At 70.2% G+C, this 16,713-nt stretch carries 19 protein-coding genes; 6 read left to right on the forward strand and 13 right to left on the reverse strand.

Annotated features, from left to right (window positions below; all coding sequences use genetic code 11):
* Window positions 1-10 precede the first annotated feature (10 nt).
* The 6 genes from CD928_RS13780 to pal all read left to right on the forward strand — a co-directional run bounded on the left by CD928_RS13780 (window position 11) and on the right by pal (window position 4,496).
* Complete coding sequence (locus CD928_RS13780) at window positions 11-490, forward strand: YbgC/FadM family acyl-CoA thioesterase (protein WP_095387678.1); 480 nt, start codon at window positions 11-13, stop codon at window positions 488-490.
* A complete protein-coding gene (gene tolQ / locus CD928_RS13785) occupies window positions 484-1,182 on the forward strand; it encodes a protein TolQ (protein ID WP_095387679.1) in 699 nt (232 codons plus the stop codon). The genes CD928_RS13780 and tolQ overlap by 7 nt, the downstream gene beginning before the upstream one ends.
* A complete protein-coding gene (tolR, locus tag CD928_RS13790) occupies window positions 1,182-1,646 on the forward strand; it encodes a protein TolR (RefSeq protein WP_095387680.1) in 465 nt (154 codons plus the stop codon). Before tolQ ends, tolR begins: the two co-directional genes overlap by 1 nt.
* A gap of 36 nt (window positions 1,647-1,682) precedes the next feature.
* Window positions 1,683-2,480, forward strand: a complete 798-nt coding sequence (locus CD928_RS13795; protein WP_255247169.1) for a hypothetical protein — start codon at window positions 1,683-1,685, stop codon at window positions 2,478-2,480.
* A gap of 5 nt (window positions 2,481-2,485) precedes the next feature.
* A complete protein-coding gene (tolB, locus tag CD928_RS13800) occupies window positions 2,486-3,865 on the forward strand; it encodes a Tol-Pal system beta propeller repeat protein TolB (protein ID WP_095387682.1) in 1,380 nt (459 codons plus the stop codon).
* A 115-nt stretch (window positions 3,866-3,980) separates the two neighbouring features.
* On the forward strand, window positions 3,981-4,496 hold the full coding sequence (gene pal, locus CD928_RS13805; RefSeq protein WP_176473583.1) for a peptidoglycan-associated lipoprotein Pal: 516 nt from the start codon (window positions 3,981-3,983) through the stop codon (window positions 4,494-4,496).
* Here pal and CD928_RS13810 read toward each other — a convergent pair.
* From CD928_RS13810 to CD928_RS13870, 13 genes are all read right to left on the reverse strand, one after another.
* Entirely contained in the window at window positions 4,483-5,274 is a 792-nt protein-coding gene (locus tag CD928_RS13810; protein WP_176473584.1) for an A24 family peptidase, read from the reverse strand. The genes pal and CD928_RS13810 overlap by 14 nt on opposite strands.
* 102 nt (window positions 5,275-5,376) lie before the next feature.
* Window positions 5,377-6,096, reverse strand: a complete 720-nt coding sequence (gene gspN / locus CD928_RS13815; protein ID WP_095387683.1) for a type II secretion system protein N — start codon at window positions 6,094-6,096, stop codon at window positions 5,377-5,379.
* Complete coding sequence (gspM, locus tag CD928_RS13820) at window positions 6,093-6,575, reverse strand: type II secretion system protein GspM (RefSeq protein WP_095387684.1); 483 nt, start codon at window positions 6,573-6,575, stop codon at window positions 6,093-6,095. The genes gspN and gspM overlap by 4 nt, the downstream gene beginning before the upstream one ends.
* Window positions 6,572-7,723, reverse strand: a complete 1,152-nt coding sequence (gspL, locus tag CD928_RS13825) for a type II secretion system protein GspL (RefSeq protein WP_095387685.1) — start codon at window positions 7,721-7,723, stop codon at window positions 6,572-6,574. The genes gspM and gspL overlap by 4 nt, the downstream gene beginning before the upstream one ends.
* Window position 7,724: 1 nt before the next feature.
* Complete coding sequence (gene gspK / locus CD928_RS13830; protein WP_095387686.1) at window positions 7,725-8,729, reverse strand: type II secretion system minor pseudopilin GspK; 1,005 nt, start codon at window positions 8,727-8,729, stop codon at window positions 7,725-7,727.
* Entirely contained in the window at window positions 8,726-9,370 is a 645-nt protein-coding gene (locus tag CD928_RS13835; protein ID WP_255247204.1) for a GspJ family type II secretion system protein, read from the reverse strand. Before CD928_RS13835 ends, gspK begins: the two co-directional genes overlap by 4 nt.
* A gap of 80 nt (window positions 9,371-9,450) precedes the next feature.
* Window positions 9,451-9,825, reverse strand: a complete 375-nt coding sequence (gene gspI / locus CD928_RS13840) for a type II secretion system minor pseudopilin GspI (RefSeq protein WP_255247170.1) — start codon at window positions 9,823-9,825, stop codon at window positions 9,451-9,453.
* Window positions 9,815-10,297 (reverse strand): GspH/FimT family pseudopilin, encoded by a 483-nt coding sequence (locus CD928_RS13845; protein WP_255247171.1) that lies wholly within the window; start codon window positions 10,295-10,297, stop codon window positions 9,815-9,817. Before CD928_RS13845 ends, gspI begins: the two co-directional genes overlap by 11 nt.
* Complete coding sequence (gene gspG, locus CD928_RS13850; protein WP_255247205.1) at window positions 10,284-10,769, reverse strand: type II secretion system major pseudopilin GspG; 486 nt, start codon at window positions 10,767-10,769, stop codon at window positions 10,284-10,286. Before gspG ends, CD928_RS13845 begins: the two co-directional genes overlap by 14 nt.
* An 11-nt stretch (window positions 10,770-10,780) precedes the next feature.
* Complete coding sequence (gene gspF / locus CD928_RS13855; RefSeq protein ID WP_095388065.1) at window positions 10,781-11,998, reverse strand: type II secretion system inner membrane protein GspF; 1,218 nt, start codon at window positions 11,996-11,998, stop codon at window positions 10,781-10,783.
* Window positions 11,991-13,496, reverse strand: coding sequence for a GspE/PulE family protein (locus CD928_RS13860; protein WP_095387689.1), 1,506 nt, complete (start codon window positions 13,494-13,496; stop codon window positions 11,991-11,993). The genes gspF and CD928_RS13860 overlap by 8 nt, the downstream gene beginning before the upstream one ends.
* A complete protein-coding gene (gene gspD, locus CD928_RS13865) occupies window positions 13,493-15,652 on the reverse strand; it encodes a type II secretion system secretin GspD (RefSeq protein WP_095387690.1) in 2,160 nt (719 codons plus the stop codon). Before gspD ends, CD928_RS13860 begins: the two co-directional genes overlap by 4 nt.
* A gap of 5 nt (window positions 15,653-15,657) precedes the next feature.
* A complete protein-coding gene (locus tag CD928_RS13870) occupies window positions 15,658-16,536 on the reverse strand; it encodes a type II secretion system protein N (protein WP_095387691.1) in 879 nt (292 codons plus the stop codon).
* Window positions 16,537-16,713: the final 177 nt, after the last annotated feature.

Genomic DNA, 16,713 nt, shown 5'->3' on the forward strand with positions numbered 1-16,713 from the left:
GGTCTGAGCAATGGCTGACGTCCCTCCCCCCTTCGTCCCCGGCGCTTTCGTGGGGGCCGCGCATCATTACCGGACGCGCGTCTATTTCGAGGACACCGACCTCAGCGGCATCGTCTATCACGCCAATTATCTGCGCTATATGGAGCGTGCGCGGTCGGACATGCTGCGGCTCGCCGGCATCGACCAGCGTGCGGCGATGGAGGCGGGCGACGGCGCCTGGGCGGTGACCGATCTCGCGATCAAATATCTGAGGCCCGCGAAGCTCGACGACGACCTGCTGGTCGTCAGCACCGTCGAGGCGGTGCGCGGCGCGAGCGTCGTCATCGCCCAGCGCATCCTTCGCGGTCATCATACGTTATCGGGCGAAATGCTGACGGACGGCCGCGTCACGGCGGCCTTTCTGTCGCCCGAAGGCCGGCCGCGGCGCCAGCCGGCGGGCTGGGCCAGCCGTTTCACCGCGATCATGAATGGAGAGAGCATCCCTTGCTAGACAATATCAAGCTGGCCGCCGACGCGGCGACCCTGTCCCCCGTCGCGCTCTTCCTGCAGGCCGATGTCATCGTCAAGGCCGTGATGATCGGCCTGCTCGCCGCGTCGGTCTATGTCTGGGCCACCATCTTCACCCACGGTCGCGGCGTCGGCAAGCTGATGCGTGCGTCGGAGCGGTTCGAGCGCGATTTCTGGCGCGCGGGCAATATCGACAAATTCTATGACGAGAACGGCCGCGAGGAACTGCCGAGCGCCAAGGTGCTGGCCGCAGGCATTTCCGAATGGCGCCGCTCGACCGCCGGCAAGACGGTCGACCGCGAAGGCACCCGCGAACGGCTGGGCATCGCTATGAACAGCGCGATCGCAGGCGAAGTCGACCGCCTCGCGGAGAAGATCGGCACGCTGGCGACGATCGGCGCGGTCGCCCCCTTCGTCGGCCTGTTTGGCACCGTCTGGGGCATCATGCGCAGCTTCACCGCGATCGCGGCGGAGAATAACAGCAGCCTCGCGGTGGTCGCCCCGGGCATCGCCGAGGCCCTCTTTGCGACCGCGATCGGCCTGTTCGCCGCCATCCCCGCGGTGATCGCCTACAATGCCTTCTCGCAGCGGCTGAACCGCCTCGAATCGCGGCTCGGCCGCTTTGCCGACGGGCTGCACGCGACCTTCAGCCGCGAACTGGAGGTCGAAGCCTGATGGCGATGAGCGGACCATCCGGCGGCGGCGGCGGACGCCGCGGGCGCGGCGGGCGGCGCACGCCGATGTCGGAGATCAACGTCACCCCGCTCGTCGACGTGATGCTGGTGCTGCTGATCATCTTCATGATCACCGCGCCGCTGCTCACCGCCGCGGTGCCGATCGACCTGCCCGACAGCCGCGCCAAGCCGCTCGACACCGAGGAGCGCGAGCCGGTTCAGCTCTCGATCGGCGGCGACGACACCATCTATATCGGCGAGGATCCGGTCAGCGAGGCCGAACTGCCCGCGCGGCTCTCGGCAATCGCGCAGGCGGATGCGGGCCAGGACCGGCCACGCCAGATCATGCTGCGCGCCGACAAGGGACTCGACTACGGCCGGGTGATGCAGGTGATGGGCGAGCTTAACCGCGCCGGCCTCTCGCGCATCGCCTTGGTCACGACGGGTTCAGAAACCGGGCAATAGGCTGGGAAAATGGCCGAACAACGGGCATCAAGGGGCATGGAAAGGAACGGCGTCGCCATCGCGGTGGCGCTGCACGTCCTCGTCATCGGCCTGCTCTCGGTGCAATGGACCGCCGGCGACCGGCGCTTCGACAACCCGCCGATGGAGGTCGACCTGATCGCCGAGACCGCCGCGACCTCGACCGCTCCCGAGATCAGCGATCTGCCGCCCGCGGCGCGGCTGGGCGAGGAATATGCGACCGACATAGCGGCGCCCGAGCCCGTCCCCACGCCGCCGCTCCCCGAACCGGTGGCGGCGCCGACGCCGGCTCCATCGCCGAGGCAGGTGACACGCCCCAAGCCCGCCCCCCCCAAGAAGCAGCAACCGGCGCAGAAAGCACAGCCCAAACCCTCGCCCAAGGCGACGCCGAAGCCCAAGGACAAACCGACGCGGCCGACCGGCCGGCTCGACGGCATCGCCGAGGGCCTGTCGCGATCACAGCCCAAGCAGTCGTCGAGCAAGGGCGCCCCGGCGGCGGCGACCGCCGCCGAGGTCAAACGCTCGATCGACGTCAGCATCAAGGCGGCGGTGGGGCCGCGCTGGAACAGCTGCCGCGTTTCGGGCATCGATGTCGACCAGCTCAAGACGGTGGTGAAATTCCGCCTGACCCGGTCGGGCGCGCTCGCGGGCTTCACGAGCGTCACCACCACCGGCGAGAACGACAGCAACACGTTCCAGATCAAGCGCCACCAGGAATGCGCAAAACGCGCGGTCGAACTCGCCGCCCCCTTCGATCTGCCAGCCGAAAATTATGATTTCTGGCAGAATTACACGCTCGATTTCATCAAGAGGTAAGAGAGATGACCCTCCGCCCACTCAGCCTTTCGCTCGCGCTGCTGCTGACCGCCGCGCCGGTTTTCGCGCAGGAAACGGCCGCCCCCGCGGCGCCGACACCGCCTGCGGTCACCCAGACCGAACCCCGCGAGACGATCGAGGGCCAGCTCTCGCAGGACCGCACCGTCATCGCGGTTCCCGCGCTCGCGACCCCCGCGGTCGCGACCGTCGCGGGGCTTCGCACCGACAACCTCGGCCGCCAGATCGCCGAGGTGATCGCCGCCGACCTCGAGCGCAGCGGGCTTTACGCGCCGCTCGGCCCTGCCAGTGTCCGCGCGATCACCATGCCCGAGGTCACCGCGCCGCGCTTCGCCGACTGGAAGGCGCGCAATGCCGAGAATGTCGTCCACGGCTTCGTGCGGACCAGCGGCACCGGCGGGCTGATCGTCGGCTGCTATCTTTACGATACCGCGCTCGGCAGCGAGCTGGTGCGCCAGGGTTTCGAGATCCAGCCGGGCGACTGGCGCCGCGCCGCGCACAAATGCGCCGACGCCATCTATTCGCGCCTGTCGGGCGAATCGCCCTTCTTCGACAGCCGCATCGCCTATATCGCCGAGAGCGGACCCAAGGGGAACCGCACCAAGCAGCTCGCGATCATGGATTCGGACGGCGGCAACCACAAATTCATCACCAACGGCCAGGCGCTCGCGCTGAGCCCGCGCTTCTCGCCCGATTACAAGAAGATCGTCTATGTCAGCTATCTGGCTGATCGCGTCCGCGTCTTCATCTACAATGTCGATACGGGGTCGCAGAAGCTGGTGACCGAAAGCCGCAACGCGACCTTCGCGCCGCGCTGGTCGCCCGATGGCCGCCAGATCCTCTTTTCGATGGCGGTCGGCGGCAACACCGACATCTATCGCATCTCGGCCGAGGGCGGGACGCCGGTACGGCTGACCAACACGCCCGGCATCGACGTCGGCGGCAGCTTCTCGCCCGACGGCAGGAAGATCGTGTTCGAAAGCGACCGGTCGGGCAGCCAGCAGCTCTATACGATGAACATCGACGGATCGGGCCAGCAGCGGATCAGCTTCGGCGGCGGGCGCTACGCCACCCCCGAATGGTCGCCGCGCGGCGACCTGATCGCTTTCACCCGCATGGGCGGCGGCGAGTTCCGCATCGGCGTGATGACGCCCTCGGGCGGCGGCGTCCGCATGCTGACCAACAGCTGGCAGGACGAGGCGCCGACCTGGGCGCCGAACGGCCGCGTGATCCAGTTCTTCCGCACCACGGCGGGGCGCGACGGCAAGTCGAGCATCTGGCAGGTTGACCTGACCGGCGTGAACCTGCGCCGCCTGCCGACCCCGCGCGACGGATCGGACCCGAGCTGGGGCCCGATCCGGCCCTGACGCGGCGGAACCAAAGCGCCCCCCTAGGGTTCAAAAGGGGTTCCGTAATCACTTCAACCTAAGTTAACCTCGCCTCGTGCGGGATCAAATGCACAACAACAGAAGGACCGATACCATGACGATACGCAAAACCACCGCCATGATCGCGGCCATCACCATGCTGGCAGTCGGCGCCTGCTCGAAAAAGGCGCCCGAAGTCCTGCCCCCGGCGCCCGAAGGCACCGACACCGGTTCCGCCGACAGCGGCATCGGCAACGCCGTGATCCCCGGATCGCAGCAGGACTTCGTCGCCAACGTCTCGTCGGACCGCGTGTTCTTCGATTACGACCAGTATAACGTCGATGCGGAGGACCAGGCGACGCTGCAGAGCCAGGCGCAATGGCTGCAACGCAACCCCGCCGTCCGCGTCACGCTGGAGGGTCATGCGGATGAACGCGGCACCCGCGACTACAACCTCGCGCTCGGCGAGCGCCGCGCCAATGCCGCGAAGAACTACCTCGCCTCGCTCGGGATCGACCCGAGCCGCATCCAGGTCATCAGCTATGGCAAGGAACGTCCGGCCGAGCTCGGTTCGAACGAAGCCGCCTGGGCGAAGAACCGCCGTGCGGTGACGGTCGTCATCGGGCAGTAAGCGCCGCGAGCCACGGCCAGAGCGGCACCGCCGCGAAGGCTGCGGCGCACAGGAAAACACCGAAAGGGACCCGCCGCGATGCCAGCGGCGGGTCCCCTTTTCCTTGGGTGAGAAGCGCCCAGCCGACCCCGCCGAGGCTTGCGAGCAGCAGCAGCAGCGGCAGCGGCTGCCAGCCGAGCCAGGCGCCGATCGCGGCAACGAGCTTGGGGTCGCCGCCGCCCATGCCATCGTGCCCGCGCGCGCGGCGCCAGCCCCAGGCGACGAGCGCGAGAATCACCCCGCCAGCGAGCGCACCGATCCAGCGGTCGAGCAGCGCGGTGCCGAGCAACGGACCTGCTAACGCCAGCCCGACAACCGCGAGCAGCCCATTGAGCCGATCGGGCAGCCACATATGGCGCGCATCGAGCAGCGCGAGCGGGAGCAGCAGCCAGCCGAACAGCGCCCAGAGCCAACCCGAAGTGCCCGGTATTACAGCTAACGCGAGCGCACCGATGAGCGCGGACGCGAGCTCGACGCGCCCGTGAAAGGGATCGATCGGCGCATCGCACCGGCGGCAGCGGCCGCGTAGCCAGAGCGCCGACAGCAGCGGCACGAGATCGCGCGCGCCGAGCGGCGCGTCGCAGACGTCGCAGCGCGACCGCCCCGCAACCGAGCGCCCGGCGGGCCAGCGCAGCACGAGTGTCGCGATGAAGCTGCCGAGAATCGCGCCGATCAGCGCCGCGAGGGCGATCCCCGCGCCGATCGGGAGCGCATTCAGGAACGCGGGACCCGCTTCCACGCCCTATCCTACCCCGTTCGCGTCGAGCGAAGTCGAGACGCCCCTCGATCCAGCATGGCGTCTCGACTTCGCTCGACGCGAACGGAAGAAAGAAGGCATGTCCTAGAAGCGGCCGCTGGTCGCGAGCCGGAAGCCGCCCTGTCCGGCCCGGAAGCCGAGCGCGACGAGCGCCGCCGCCATCGCGGGGTCGTCGTCGACGTTGATCGCGAACTCGGCCCGCCAAGCGCCGCTGCCGTCGAACGAGAGGATCAGCCGCTCCATTCCCGATTGGCTGGCGAGCGCCGCCTGCGCCCGCCCCTTCGCGCAGGACAGCGGGCCCGACAGGCCGCGCGACAGGTCGAGCCCCGCGATCGGCGCCGCGACCGACAGTTGCAACCGCCCGCCCGCTTCGGCGCATTTCCCCGCCGCATCGAAGCGGACTGTCGCGCCCTCGAACCGCAAGGTGTCGACCGGGATCATGCCGAGGCCGCCCGACAGGCTGGTCACGCCATTGACCTCCGAAAGGCCGCGGGGATCGCTGCCGTGCAGCCGCCCCGCGAGCGCGCCGAGCCGCTCGTCGCCGCGCTCGAAGGCGAGTTCGGTTCGCCCGCTCAGCAGCGCGAGCGGCGACAGGCTGGCGTCGAGCGTGCCGAGCGGCAAGGCGCCCAGCCGCGCGTCGACGAGTTCGGACGACCAGACCGATCCGCGCACCGCGCGCGCGCTGAACCCGGCATCGGACGCGCCCGACAGGGCGAGCGCGAGCCGCATCGGAAAGGTCGCGGCGATCAGCAGCAGCGCGAACAGCGCCGCGGCGATGATCCAGCGCTTCGTGCCGCGCGTCATTGGCCGCCCTTTCTGAGTTCGGCGGTCATGCCGACCGTGCCGTCGGCGGCCGGCGTGATGGTGAGCTGGTCGACGACGAAGCCCTGCGTCTCGAGCGAAGCGAGCCAGTCGGTCAGCACCGGCGCCTTGGCCGTCGCGATCGCGATGGTCGCCTGCGCCGCGCCGCGCGCCTCGTTACGGTCGAGCGTCAGCCCGATCTCGCCCGCCGACTGCGCGAGATATTGGTCGATCGCCACCGCGTCGACCGCCGTGGCGACCGATTTCGCGGGGCGCCGCGCGAGCAGGGCGACCTTGGCGGCGACGCGCCCCTCGCGCTCGATCGCGGCGCGGTGATCACCCTCCAGATCGGCGAAGGCGGCATAGGCCGGACGCCCGAGCGCCCACAGGAGCACGCCAAGCGCCAGCGCGCCCGCGATGCCGACCAGCCAGCGCTCGCGCAGCGACAGTCCCGTCCACCAGCTTTGCACCCGTTCCATCATGGCACCGCCCGGATCGTGATATTCGCCATCTGCTGCCCGTCGGCACCCGCCATCGGCTGCGCGGTGACGCGGTAGCCGCGCGTCTGGAGCGCGAGCAGCACCCGGTTGAGGTCCTCGACGCGCGGCGCCGCCAGCGACGTCGTCAGCGTGCCGTCGGTACGGTGCGACAGCGTCTTCAGCGTCACCCCCGGCGTATCCTGCATCGCGTCGTAGAGCGCCGACGCGGGCACCGAAAAGGCGAGCGGCCCGCCACCCGCCGCCGCGAGACGCCGGTCGAGCTCGGCTTCCGCCGCCTCGGCGTCGGGAGCGGCAACGCCCGCCTTCTTCGCCATCGCGACAACCGCCGCGTCGGCGCGCTGCGTGTCGGAACCGAGGCGGATCGCGTGGACGATCGGGATGGCGAGGCTGACCGCGACGAGCGCGAGCAGCAGCCGCTTTCCCCACAGGACCTGTGCGGGATCGACCGCCCAGCGCCGCTTCGGCTTCCACGCGCCACTGAGCAGGTCGAGCGGCGGCGCGGCGAGCGACAGCAGCAGCGCCTCGCGCATCCGTTCGGCATCGAGCGGCACGATGGTGCGTCCGGCGGCGATCAGCGTATCGAGTTGGGGGTCGGAGACATAAGCGCGGTCGTCGGTGCGGACGATCTGCTCGCGCCCCACCGCAGCGGTCCACAGCGTGTCGGGCTCGGGCGGCGGCACCATGGCGCCCGCCGGCACGATTGCCGCGGGGTCGAGACCACGCTCCTGCAGCCATTCGGTCCATATCCTCATCGCCGCGTGCGTCGTCACCGCGACCGGCACCGCCTGCCCCGCGGTCGCGGGTTGCCCCGCGGCGATGTGGAGGTCCGCGGGATCGCCGAGACAGTGTTTCAGCGCCTCGATCCGCGCCGCCGCCGCCGCCTGCGCCGGCGCGGCGTCGGGGAAATGATGCCAGCGGACCGGAACGTCGGCGGCCGGAGCAAGCGCGATCAGCCGATGGTCGCCGTTCGCCTCATCGCGCGGGTGCTCCCACGCGTCGACCCAGCCGTCGTCCTGTCCCGAATCAACGACGAGGCCGTCGTCGATTCGCAACCACGCGACGTCGGTCGCCGCCGAAGCGGCATCGAGCGCCGCGAGCGGCGGCAACCAGAGAATCAGCGTCGACGTCATCTCAATCGCTTTCGCCCCAGTCGCGGCGCACGATCGCCGGGGGCGCGGCTCCGGCCGCCAGTGCGCCGCCCCAGGCATCGATGAGAGATTGTGCCGTCAAATCCCCGTCCCCCATCGTCACATGCGTCGTCAGCGCGAGCCACCGGCTGGTCACGCCCGCCTGTTCGTCGACCCCGTTCGGCGGCTCGAACCGTTCGAGCGCGCGCGTCTGCCAGAATCGCACGCTGCTGCCATAGCCGCCGGCGGGCCGCGCGGCCAGCGCCGCCCGCGCGTCGGCGAGGCCGATTTCGCCGGGCATCAGCATCGCGATCAACGGCGCCTGTTCGGGAGCGAGCGTATTGACGTTGAGCTTCACCGGATCGGCGACGGGCAAGGCACAGATCCACGGTTTCAGCCGCGCATAGATTTTGGAGGTCACGCCGCGCACCGCGCGCCATTCGCTGACGTCGGCCATCATGCGGTTGGCGGGCAGATAACTCGCCTCCAACCCGCGATAGACGCCGTCCTCTGCGCCCAGCGGACCTTCGTTGCTGTCGCTGTCGATCCAGTCGGCGGTCGCGCCCGCGATCGATTCCGCCTCGCCGCGACCCACGCCGAGCAGCGCCATCAGCTCGGCGAACTGGCGAACAGTCACCGCGCGCTGGCTGAGCCGGCCGGGTGCCGCCTCGATGACCAGACTGTTGAGATTGAAGCAATTGTTCGCATCGGTGAGCCGCGCCGTCCCCTGCCCGCCCGGCAGCGGCAGAACGAAATCGCGCCCCAACCAGTCGCCCGCGAGCGTCAGCTTGGCGGGGTCGCGGGCGACGAGATCGGCAACGCGGCGCAGCGCGATCTGTTCGGCGGCGAAACTGTAGGCGCGGCCCTGGTCGACCGCGGCGGCGCTGCCCGCGATCCGCGTCGCGAGCGTCAGCCGGTCGAGCGCGGTCGCCGCGATCACCGCCATCACCGCGACGAGCAGCAGCACGCTGAGCAGCGCCGCGCCGCGTTCCTGGGATCCGCGCGTCATGGTGCCGGAACCTCGACGCCGGGGGGCGGAGGCGGGGTCGGCGCGGTGAGGAAGAGGAGGACCAGCGGCGCGCGGCCGGTGCGCGTCAGCCGCAGCTCGAGCGCGCGCGGCAGGCGATCGGCAAGCCCAGAATTCCACGTCTCGCTCCAGTTGCCGGCCTCGTCGCGATAGCGGATCGCGGCGCCGGTCACCTCGCCCGCCAGCCGGTCGCCGTCGCCGAGCGCGGTGCCGTCCAGCATCGGCTGCGTCGCGCGGCGCCACTCACCGCCGACGAGCGCATAGCCGACGCGCTCGACCGCGGGGCGCGGCCCCGCATCGAGCGCGCTCGCGCCGCCGTGCACGAAGGCGAAGCCGGTCGCCGACCCGACGAAGGCGGGCACCTCCTCGCCCGAGGGGCCGCGCGTCGCGCGCGGCAGCGCCTGCGCCAAATCGTTCGCCATCACCGCGCGCAGCCGGTTGATCCCGCCCATCGCCTTCAATCGCCCCTGCACCGCATCCTGCGTGTCGACGCTGCTGCGCAAAAGGCCGACGCCCATCGCCGCGATCGCCGCGAAGATCGACAGCGCCACGAGCATTTCGACGAGCGTGAAACCGCGCTGCCCGTCAGAGCAGCGCGCCCCGGCGGAAGCCGAGGCCTCCAGAGGCCGCGCGGACCGTCGCTTTGCAGCGCCCTGGACCCCGGCTTTCGCCGGGGAACACGGGAATGGTAGCAGACGATGCCTCATCGCGACGGCCGGATGATCGTCAGCACCGCCTGCCCGCGCCCGCGTTCGGGCCGCACGGCGAGGTCGATGCGCAGCAGGCTGTCGTCGGCGGTCTTCGCGACGCGCTGGTCGACCCGCCAGTTGCGGCCGCCGTTCGCGACGCGGCTGGTGCTCGCGCCGATCGTCGGCGGCGCGGGGTCGGTCCAAAGCTCGACCGCGCGGTTCTGCGCGACGATGCCCGCCATCGTGCTTTCGTCGAGATCGCCCGCGGTGCGCACCGCATAGGCGTCGAGCCGCACCAGCGTCAGCGCCGCGATGCTGATGATGCTCAGCGCAACGAGCATTTCGAGCAGGGTGAAGCCGCCTTCGCCCGCCGGGACGTCACGGACCACGGCTGACCTCCCCCGCCGCCGAGACGCGCACGACCTCGCGCGCGTCGCCGCCCGTCAGCACGACCGCCTGCGGCGTCGGGCTGGTGCCGACGCGGTCGAAGAGGATGCGCGTCACGCCCTCGCCGCTGGCTGCGATGAATCGCAGCCCGCCCGGCCAGTTCCGCTGTTCGAAGGCGCGGCCGGGGAGCGGCTGCCACGCGCCGCTCACCCGCCGCTCGAAACCATAGCCCGACGGCGCCAGATTGACCGCGACGCTGCGCCCCTCGATCACCGCGACGTCGCGCGCGGCGGCAAGGCGCGCGGCGAGCCGGTCGGCCTCGCCCCGCACGTCACGTTCCTCGCCCGGAATGGTGAGCACGACCGCAGCGGCCGCGAGCGCGAGGATCGAGAGCACGACCATCAGTTCGACCAGCGTGAAGCCGTTCGCGCGCGGCTTGCCGTCACCGGGCCGTCCGGCCCTAGCGGTCTCCACCGTGGATGTCCGCATTGTCATCGGCCCCACCGGGCGCGCCGTCGGCGCCCAGCGACCAGACGTCGAAGGCCGCGCCGTTCGGCCCCGGCGCCTGATAATTATAGGGGCGGCCCCACGGATCCGCGGGCAGCTTCTTGATATAACCGCCGCGGCGATAGCGTTCGGGCTGGGCGAGCGACGGCGGCGCGGTGACGAGCGCGTTCAGCCCGTCGGTCGACGCGGGATAGGTCAGATTGTCGAGCCGATATTGCTCGAGCGCGTTTTCGAGCGTCGCGATATCGGCCTTCGCCTTGGTGACCATCGCGCGGTCCTGGCTCGGCAGCACGTTGATCATCACCACCGTCGCGAGCAGCCCGATGATGAAGATGACGACCATCAGCTCGGTCAGGGTGAAGCCGCGCTCGCCCTTGCGGCGGCGGCGCGGAGCGGCGGGGCGCGAGATGTCGAGCATCAGGCGAAAGATTAGCTTCATCAGCGACATTTTCATAGTCCTGCAAGGTTCTGCAACTGGAGGATGGGCAAGAGGATGGCGAGGATGATCAGCGCGACGCACGACCCCATAACGACAATTATGACAGGTTCGAGTAAGGCCATCGAGGCCGCGGTGAAGCGGTCGAACTCGCGCTCCAGATAGTCCGCCGCGCGCTCGAGCATCTGCTCCAGCCGCCCCGCGCTCTCGCCGCTCGCGGTCATGTAGACGAGGAGCGGCGGAAACACCCCGGCGTCGCGCAGCGCGGCCGACAGGCTGCCCCCGGCGCGCACCTGGTCGACAAGCCCCGCGGTCGCCCCGGCGAGCGCGGCATTGCGGATCGTCGGGACGGTCAGGCGCAGCCCCTCGACCAGCGGCAGGCGGCTCGACACCATCGTCGACAGCGTCCGCGCGAAGCGCGCGGCATAGAGATCGCGGAGCAGCCGCCCGATCAGCGGCAGCCGCAGCAGCCGCGCGTCGACGCGCGCCTTGAACGCCGGGCGCCGCATCGCGCTGACCCAGCCGAAGGCGGCGGCGGCGATCAGCAGCGCGATCAGCCACCACCAGTTCGCCGCGAAGCTCGACAGCGCGATGACGGCGCGGGTCAGGAAGGGAAGTTGCTGCCCGACGTCGGTGAACTGTTCGACGACGCGCGGGACGACGAAGATCATCAGCGCCGCGACGACGCCGATCGCGACGACCGCGAGCACCAGCGGATAGGCGAGTGCCGCGACCAGCTTGCCGCGCACTTCGGCCTGGCGTTCGAGCAGGTCGGCGAGGCGCGCGAGGATGACCGTCAGGCTGCCCGTCGTCTCGCCCGCCGCGACCATCGCGCGATAGAGCGGCGGAAAGCTCGGCGCCTGCCGCGCCATCGCATCGGCGAGGCGGCGGCCTTCGAGGAGGCCAGCGTGGACGTCACCGATGACGAGCCGCGCGCTTTCCGCCTCGCTCTGGCGGGTGAGCGTCCTTAGCGCCTCCTCGAGCGGCGCGACCTCCGCAAGCGTCGCGAGCTGGCGGGTGAAGAGCGCGAGTTCCTTGGCGGACAACCGATTCCGGCGAAAGGCGAGCAGCGAGCGCCCCGCCGAGGCGCGCGACCCCGCGGGTTCGACCGCGACGATGTGGAGATGCCGCCGGATGAGGTCGGCGCGCGCGGCGTCGTCGTTGGCCGCGGTCAACCGCCCCTTGCGCTCGCGCCCCTGGCGGTCGATCGCCACATAGCGAAAGTCAGGCATCGACATCCTCGCGCCGCGCGACGCGGATCGCCTCCTCGGGCGTCGTCAGCCCCTTGGCGACCATCGCGCGCGCCGCACTGGCGAGCGTCGGCGCCTTCAGGAAAGCATGCTTGGCGATCATCGCCTCGTCACCGCCGGCGTAGATGTAGCGGCGGACGGTCTCGTCGACCTTGATCGCCTCGAACACGCCGATGCGGCCCTTGAAGCCCGTGTGGCCGCACTGATCGCAGCCCTTGGGGCGCCAGATGACGGTGCCGATATCGAGCCCGAGCATCGCCGCGATGCTGTTGTCGGCCTGCACCGGCTCGCGGCAATGGTCGCAGAGCTTGCGCACGAGGCGCTGCGCGATGACCGCGCGGAGCGTCGAGGCGAGAAGAAATGGCTCGACCTTCAGATCCTTGAGGCGCGTGATCGCGCCCACCGCATCGTTGGTGTGGACGGTCGACAGCACGAGGTGGCCGGTCAGCGACGCCTGCACCGCGATGTCGGCGGTCTCGCGGTCGCGGATTTCGCCGACCATCACCACGTCGGGGTCCTGCCGCAGAATCGCGCGCAGCCCCGCGGCGAAATCGAGCCCGACCTTCGCGTTGACCTGCGTCTGGCCGACGCCGTCGACCGCATATTCGACCGGATCCTCGACGGTCAGGATATTGCGCTGGCCGTCGTTGAGCTGCTTCAGCGCGGCATAGAGCGTCGTCGTCTTGCCCGACCCGGTCGGGCCGGTGACGAGGATGATGCCGTTGGGCTCGGCGAGCGCCTCGCGCAGGATGCGGTCGGCCTCGCCCGACAGGCCGAGCACGTCGAAGTCGATCCCCGCCGTATCCTTGTCGAGGATGCGCATCACGACGCGCTCGCCCGCGCGGCTGGGCAGCGTCGAGACGCGGACGTCGATCGCTTTCCCCGCCAGCGTCAGCGCGATGCGCCCGTCCTGCGGCACGCGGCGCTCGGCGATGTCGAGCCGCGCCATCACCTTGATGCGGCTGACGACGACGGGCGCCACGTGGGGCGGCATGCGCAGATGCTCGCGCAGCACGCCGTCGGTGCGCATCCGCACGACCAGCCCGCTTTCATAGGGCTCGATATGGATGTCGCTGACGCCCTGGCGGACGGCTTCGGCGATGATCGCGTTGATCAGGCGGATCGCGGGGGCGTCGTCGGCGCTGTCGAGCAGATCCTCGGCGCTCGGCAGGCTGAGGTCGAGGTCGCCGCCATCGAGCGACCCCGCCATCGCGCTCGTCGCGTCAACGGCATAATGGTCGGAAAGCAGCCGGTCGAAATCGGCGGCGTTGGCGCTCACGACGCGCAGCGGCTGCGCGAGGTGGCGCTTGACCTCGATCAGCACCGCGGCGTCACTGCCCTCGCGCAGGGTCGCGAGCCAGCGGCCCATGTTGTCCGGGGCGCCGTCGGGCGCGATCACGACGCCGTGCGCGCGCGCGAAACCATAGGGAATGTCGACCGGCGCCGCGGGCGGCTGCGCGGCCGGATCGCCGTCGCTCACGGCTGTTCTCCATCGGCTGCGGTCGAGGGCGGGATGTCGACCGGCACGGGCGGCGCGGGGGCTATGGTGACGTCGGCGGCGGTCGGCGCGCTCGGCGCCGGCGGCACGGTGCCCAGATAGTCGCGCACCAGCGCGTCGATCGCGGGCTCCCGGTCGGGGTTCCGCTGGGCCTGGAAGTCGCGGATATAGCCATAGCGGCGCGCGGTGAGCGCGGCATTGTCCTCGCGATTGCGGAGGATCGTCGGGCGGATGAAGACCATCAGATTGGTCTTGGCGCGGCTGCGGCTCCGCGACTTGAACAGTTCGCCGATCAGCGGAATGTCGCTCAAGAGCGGAATACGCTCGATCGTGCGGCGCTCGTCGTCGTTGAGCAGCCCGCCGATCGCGAACATCTCGCCGTCGTCGACGGTCAGCACCGTCTCGAACGAGCGCTTGTTGAGGATGAGGTCGCTGTTGCGCGACGACACCGGGCCGGCGACGCTCGACACCTCCTGCCGGATGAACATCTTGACCTCGCCCGCGCCGTTGACCTGCGGCGTGACCTCGAGCTTGATGCCGACCTCCTCGCGCTGGACGGTACGGAAGGCGTTGTCGAAATTGTCGGACAGCGCTTCGCCGGTGGTGATCGGCACCTCCTGCCCGACGAGGAATTTCGCCTGCTGGTTGTCGAGCGTCACGATATGCGGGGTGGCGAGCAGGTTCGACGTGGTGTCGGATTTCACCGCGTTGATGATCGCGCCGAACACGGTGTTCTTGCCGATGTCGCCCGCGAAGCCCGCGAAGCCGCCGGTCGCCGACAGCAGCGACGCCGCGGCGGCCTCCTGCAGGCTGTTGCCGAGCGAACTGTTCTGCTGGGTCACGACCGTGTCGCCGTTGACCGTCGTCGTTTCCTGCGAGAGCTGGTGCGCGGCATAGGCGCCGCCGAGCGTCAATATGTTGGGCGAGGCGTTGCCGTAGCTCGTCGCGGCGAAGGGGATGTTCTTGCCGCCGAGCAGGAACTGGACGCCGAGCTTCTTCGCGGCATCGTCGCCGATCTCGACCACGATCGCCTCGACCAGCACCTGCGGGCGCCGCGTGTCGAGCTGGCGGATCAGTTCGCCAAGCTGGCGCTGCACATCGGCGTTGGCGGCGACGATGATCGCATTGGCGCCTTCGTAGCGGGTGATGATCGCGGGCCCGCGCGTCGCGATGCTGCCGCCCGAGCCGCTGGTCGAAACGGGCGTCGTCGCCGCCGGGGCGGCAGCGGGCGCCGCCGCGCTGCCGTCGGAAGAGGACGACGAAGCCGGGGACAGGCCGGCTTTCTGCGCCGGATCGCTGCCGCCGCCGACGAGCTGCTGCAAGGTCGGAAGCAAGGTTTCGGCATTGGCATGTTCGAGCCAGTAGACGCGCAATTCGGTACCGCCCGCCGCCTTCTGGTCGAGGTCGTTCGCCATCGCGACGAAGCGCGCGACGAGCGCCTGGTCGCCCCGGAGCGCGATTGCGTTGCTGCTGTCGATCGGCACGATCGCGACCGGCGCCTGCGCCCCCTCGCCCGCGGCGGGAACGAGCGCCTGCAGCGCGGCGGCGATCTCGCGCGCGCCGGCGTTCTTTAGCGTCACGATCTGGCTGGTCGAGCTGTCGCGGTCGATGCTCGCCGCGAGCGTGCGGATGCGGCGGATATTATCGGCGAAGTCGGCGACGACCAGGCTGTTGGCGTTGCGGTTGGCGGTCAGCGAGCCCTGCGGGCTGACGAGCGGGCGCAGCGTTTCGACCGCCGCCACCGCGTCGATATGCCGAAGGCGGATGATCTCGGTCACGAACTGGTTCTGCGCCGCGCGCGCGCTGCCGATGCGGCCGGGCTGCGACGCCGCGCCGTCGATCGGCTGGATGCGGTAGCTGCCGTTCGGCCCCGGCACAGCGACGAGCCCGTTCGAGCGCAGCGTCGCGAGGAAAATCTCGAAATACTCGCTTCGCGACAGCGGCCGGTCGGTGACGACCGATACCTTGCCGTTGACGCGCCCGTCGATGACGAAGGTGCGCCCGGTGATCCGCGCCGCATCCTGGATGAAGGCGCGAATGTCGGCGTCGCGGACGTTCAGCGTATATTGGGCGAACACCGGTGCCGGCGTGGCGGAAACCAGCGCGGCGGCGAGCATCAAGGACAGTTTGAGACGCATAAACCCTATGACTTTGAAAGGAAGATCGCGACGGGGACGACGTTGGCACCGCGCTCGACCTCGAGCGAGAGGCGCGCGCCGGGGGTGAACTGGCCCGCGAGCCCGGCGGCGTCGCCCGCCGAACCGATCGGGCGTCCGTTGACCGAGCGAATCACATCGCCGGGACGCAGGCCGGCGGCGCGGAAGGTCGCCCCGTCGCCCTGCGGCTGGACGACGAGCCCGGTCACCCGGCCGTTTTCGGTGCGCGGCGCGAAGCCGACCCCGGCTTTCAGCGCCGCGGGCGACAGTTCGCCGCCCGCGTTCGGGGCGCTTGCCGAGCCCGGCTCGGGGGTCGGCGCGGGCAGCGGGGCCGCCGGATTGGCGACCGGCGCGTCGCCGCTCTGGTCGAGGAACAGGCTTTCCTGCGCACCGCCGCGATCGAGCGTGACATGGTCGAACGCGACCCCGGCGAGCCGGACCCCCGGAGCAATCTCGTCGCCGACGGCGTAGCTCGCCTGCACCCCGTCCTCGCCCGCGATGATCGCCGACCCACCGCCCGTCGCCTCGTTGAGGTTGATGCCGTAGAGGGTGAGGCCGAGCGAGGTGACCGTCGCGCTCGCGGGACCCTGCGCGCCCGTGCGGAAGAAGGGGTCGAAGCCGGCGAACAGCGCGCGGCGTTCGGCGGGTGAAGCAATGACCGCGGTCTGCGGCTGCCACGCGCCGAGCGGCGACAGCGGAACGATGAGGGTCCAGAGCAGGCGCACGCACTGCCAGACGAGCAGCGCGCCAATCAGCGCGAGGATGAGCCGCGGTCCCAGATCGCGCGCCGACCGCGAGCGGGGACGCAGCCAGGCGGGCAGCGCACGCGGCAGCCGAACGGCCGATCCGGGCATCAGCGTCGCCATAGGATGTTCCTGTCCCCCAAAAAGTGGCCGTCTCGCGAATCGCCTAGGGGCGATTGGTGACAATCGGTTGACAGGAAGATTACAGTTTTTTGTCAGAGGGGCGAGTCTGGCGGTGACACCTCTTCGCCCTCCCCTTCAGGGGAGGGCAGCGAGACTTGCGAACTTGTTCGCTAGTCG

Source organism: Sphingopyxis sp. GW247-27LB (assembly GCF_002277025.1).
Taxonomy (GTDB): Bacteria; Pseudomonadota; Alphaproteobacteria; order Sphingomonadales; family Sphingomonadaceae; genus Sphingopyxis.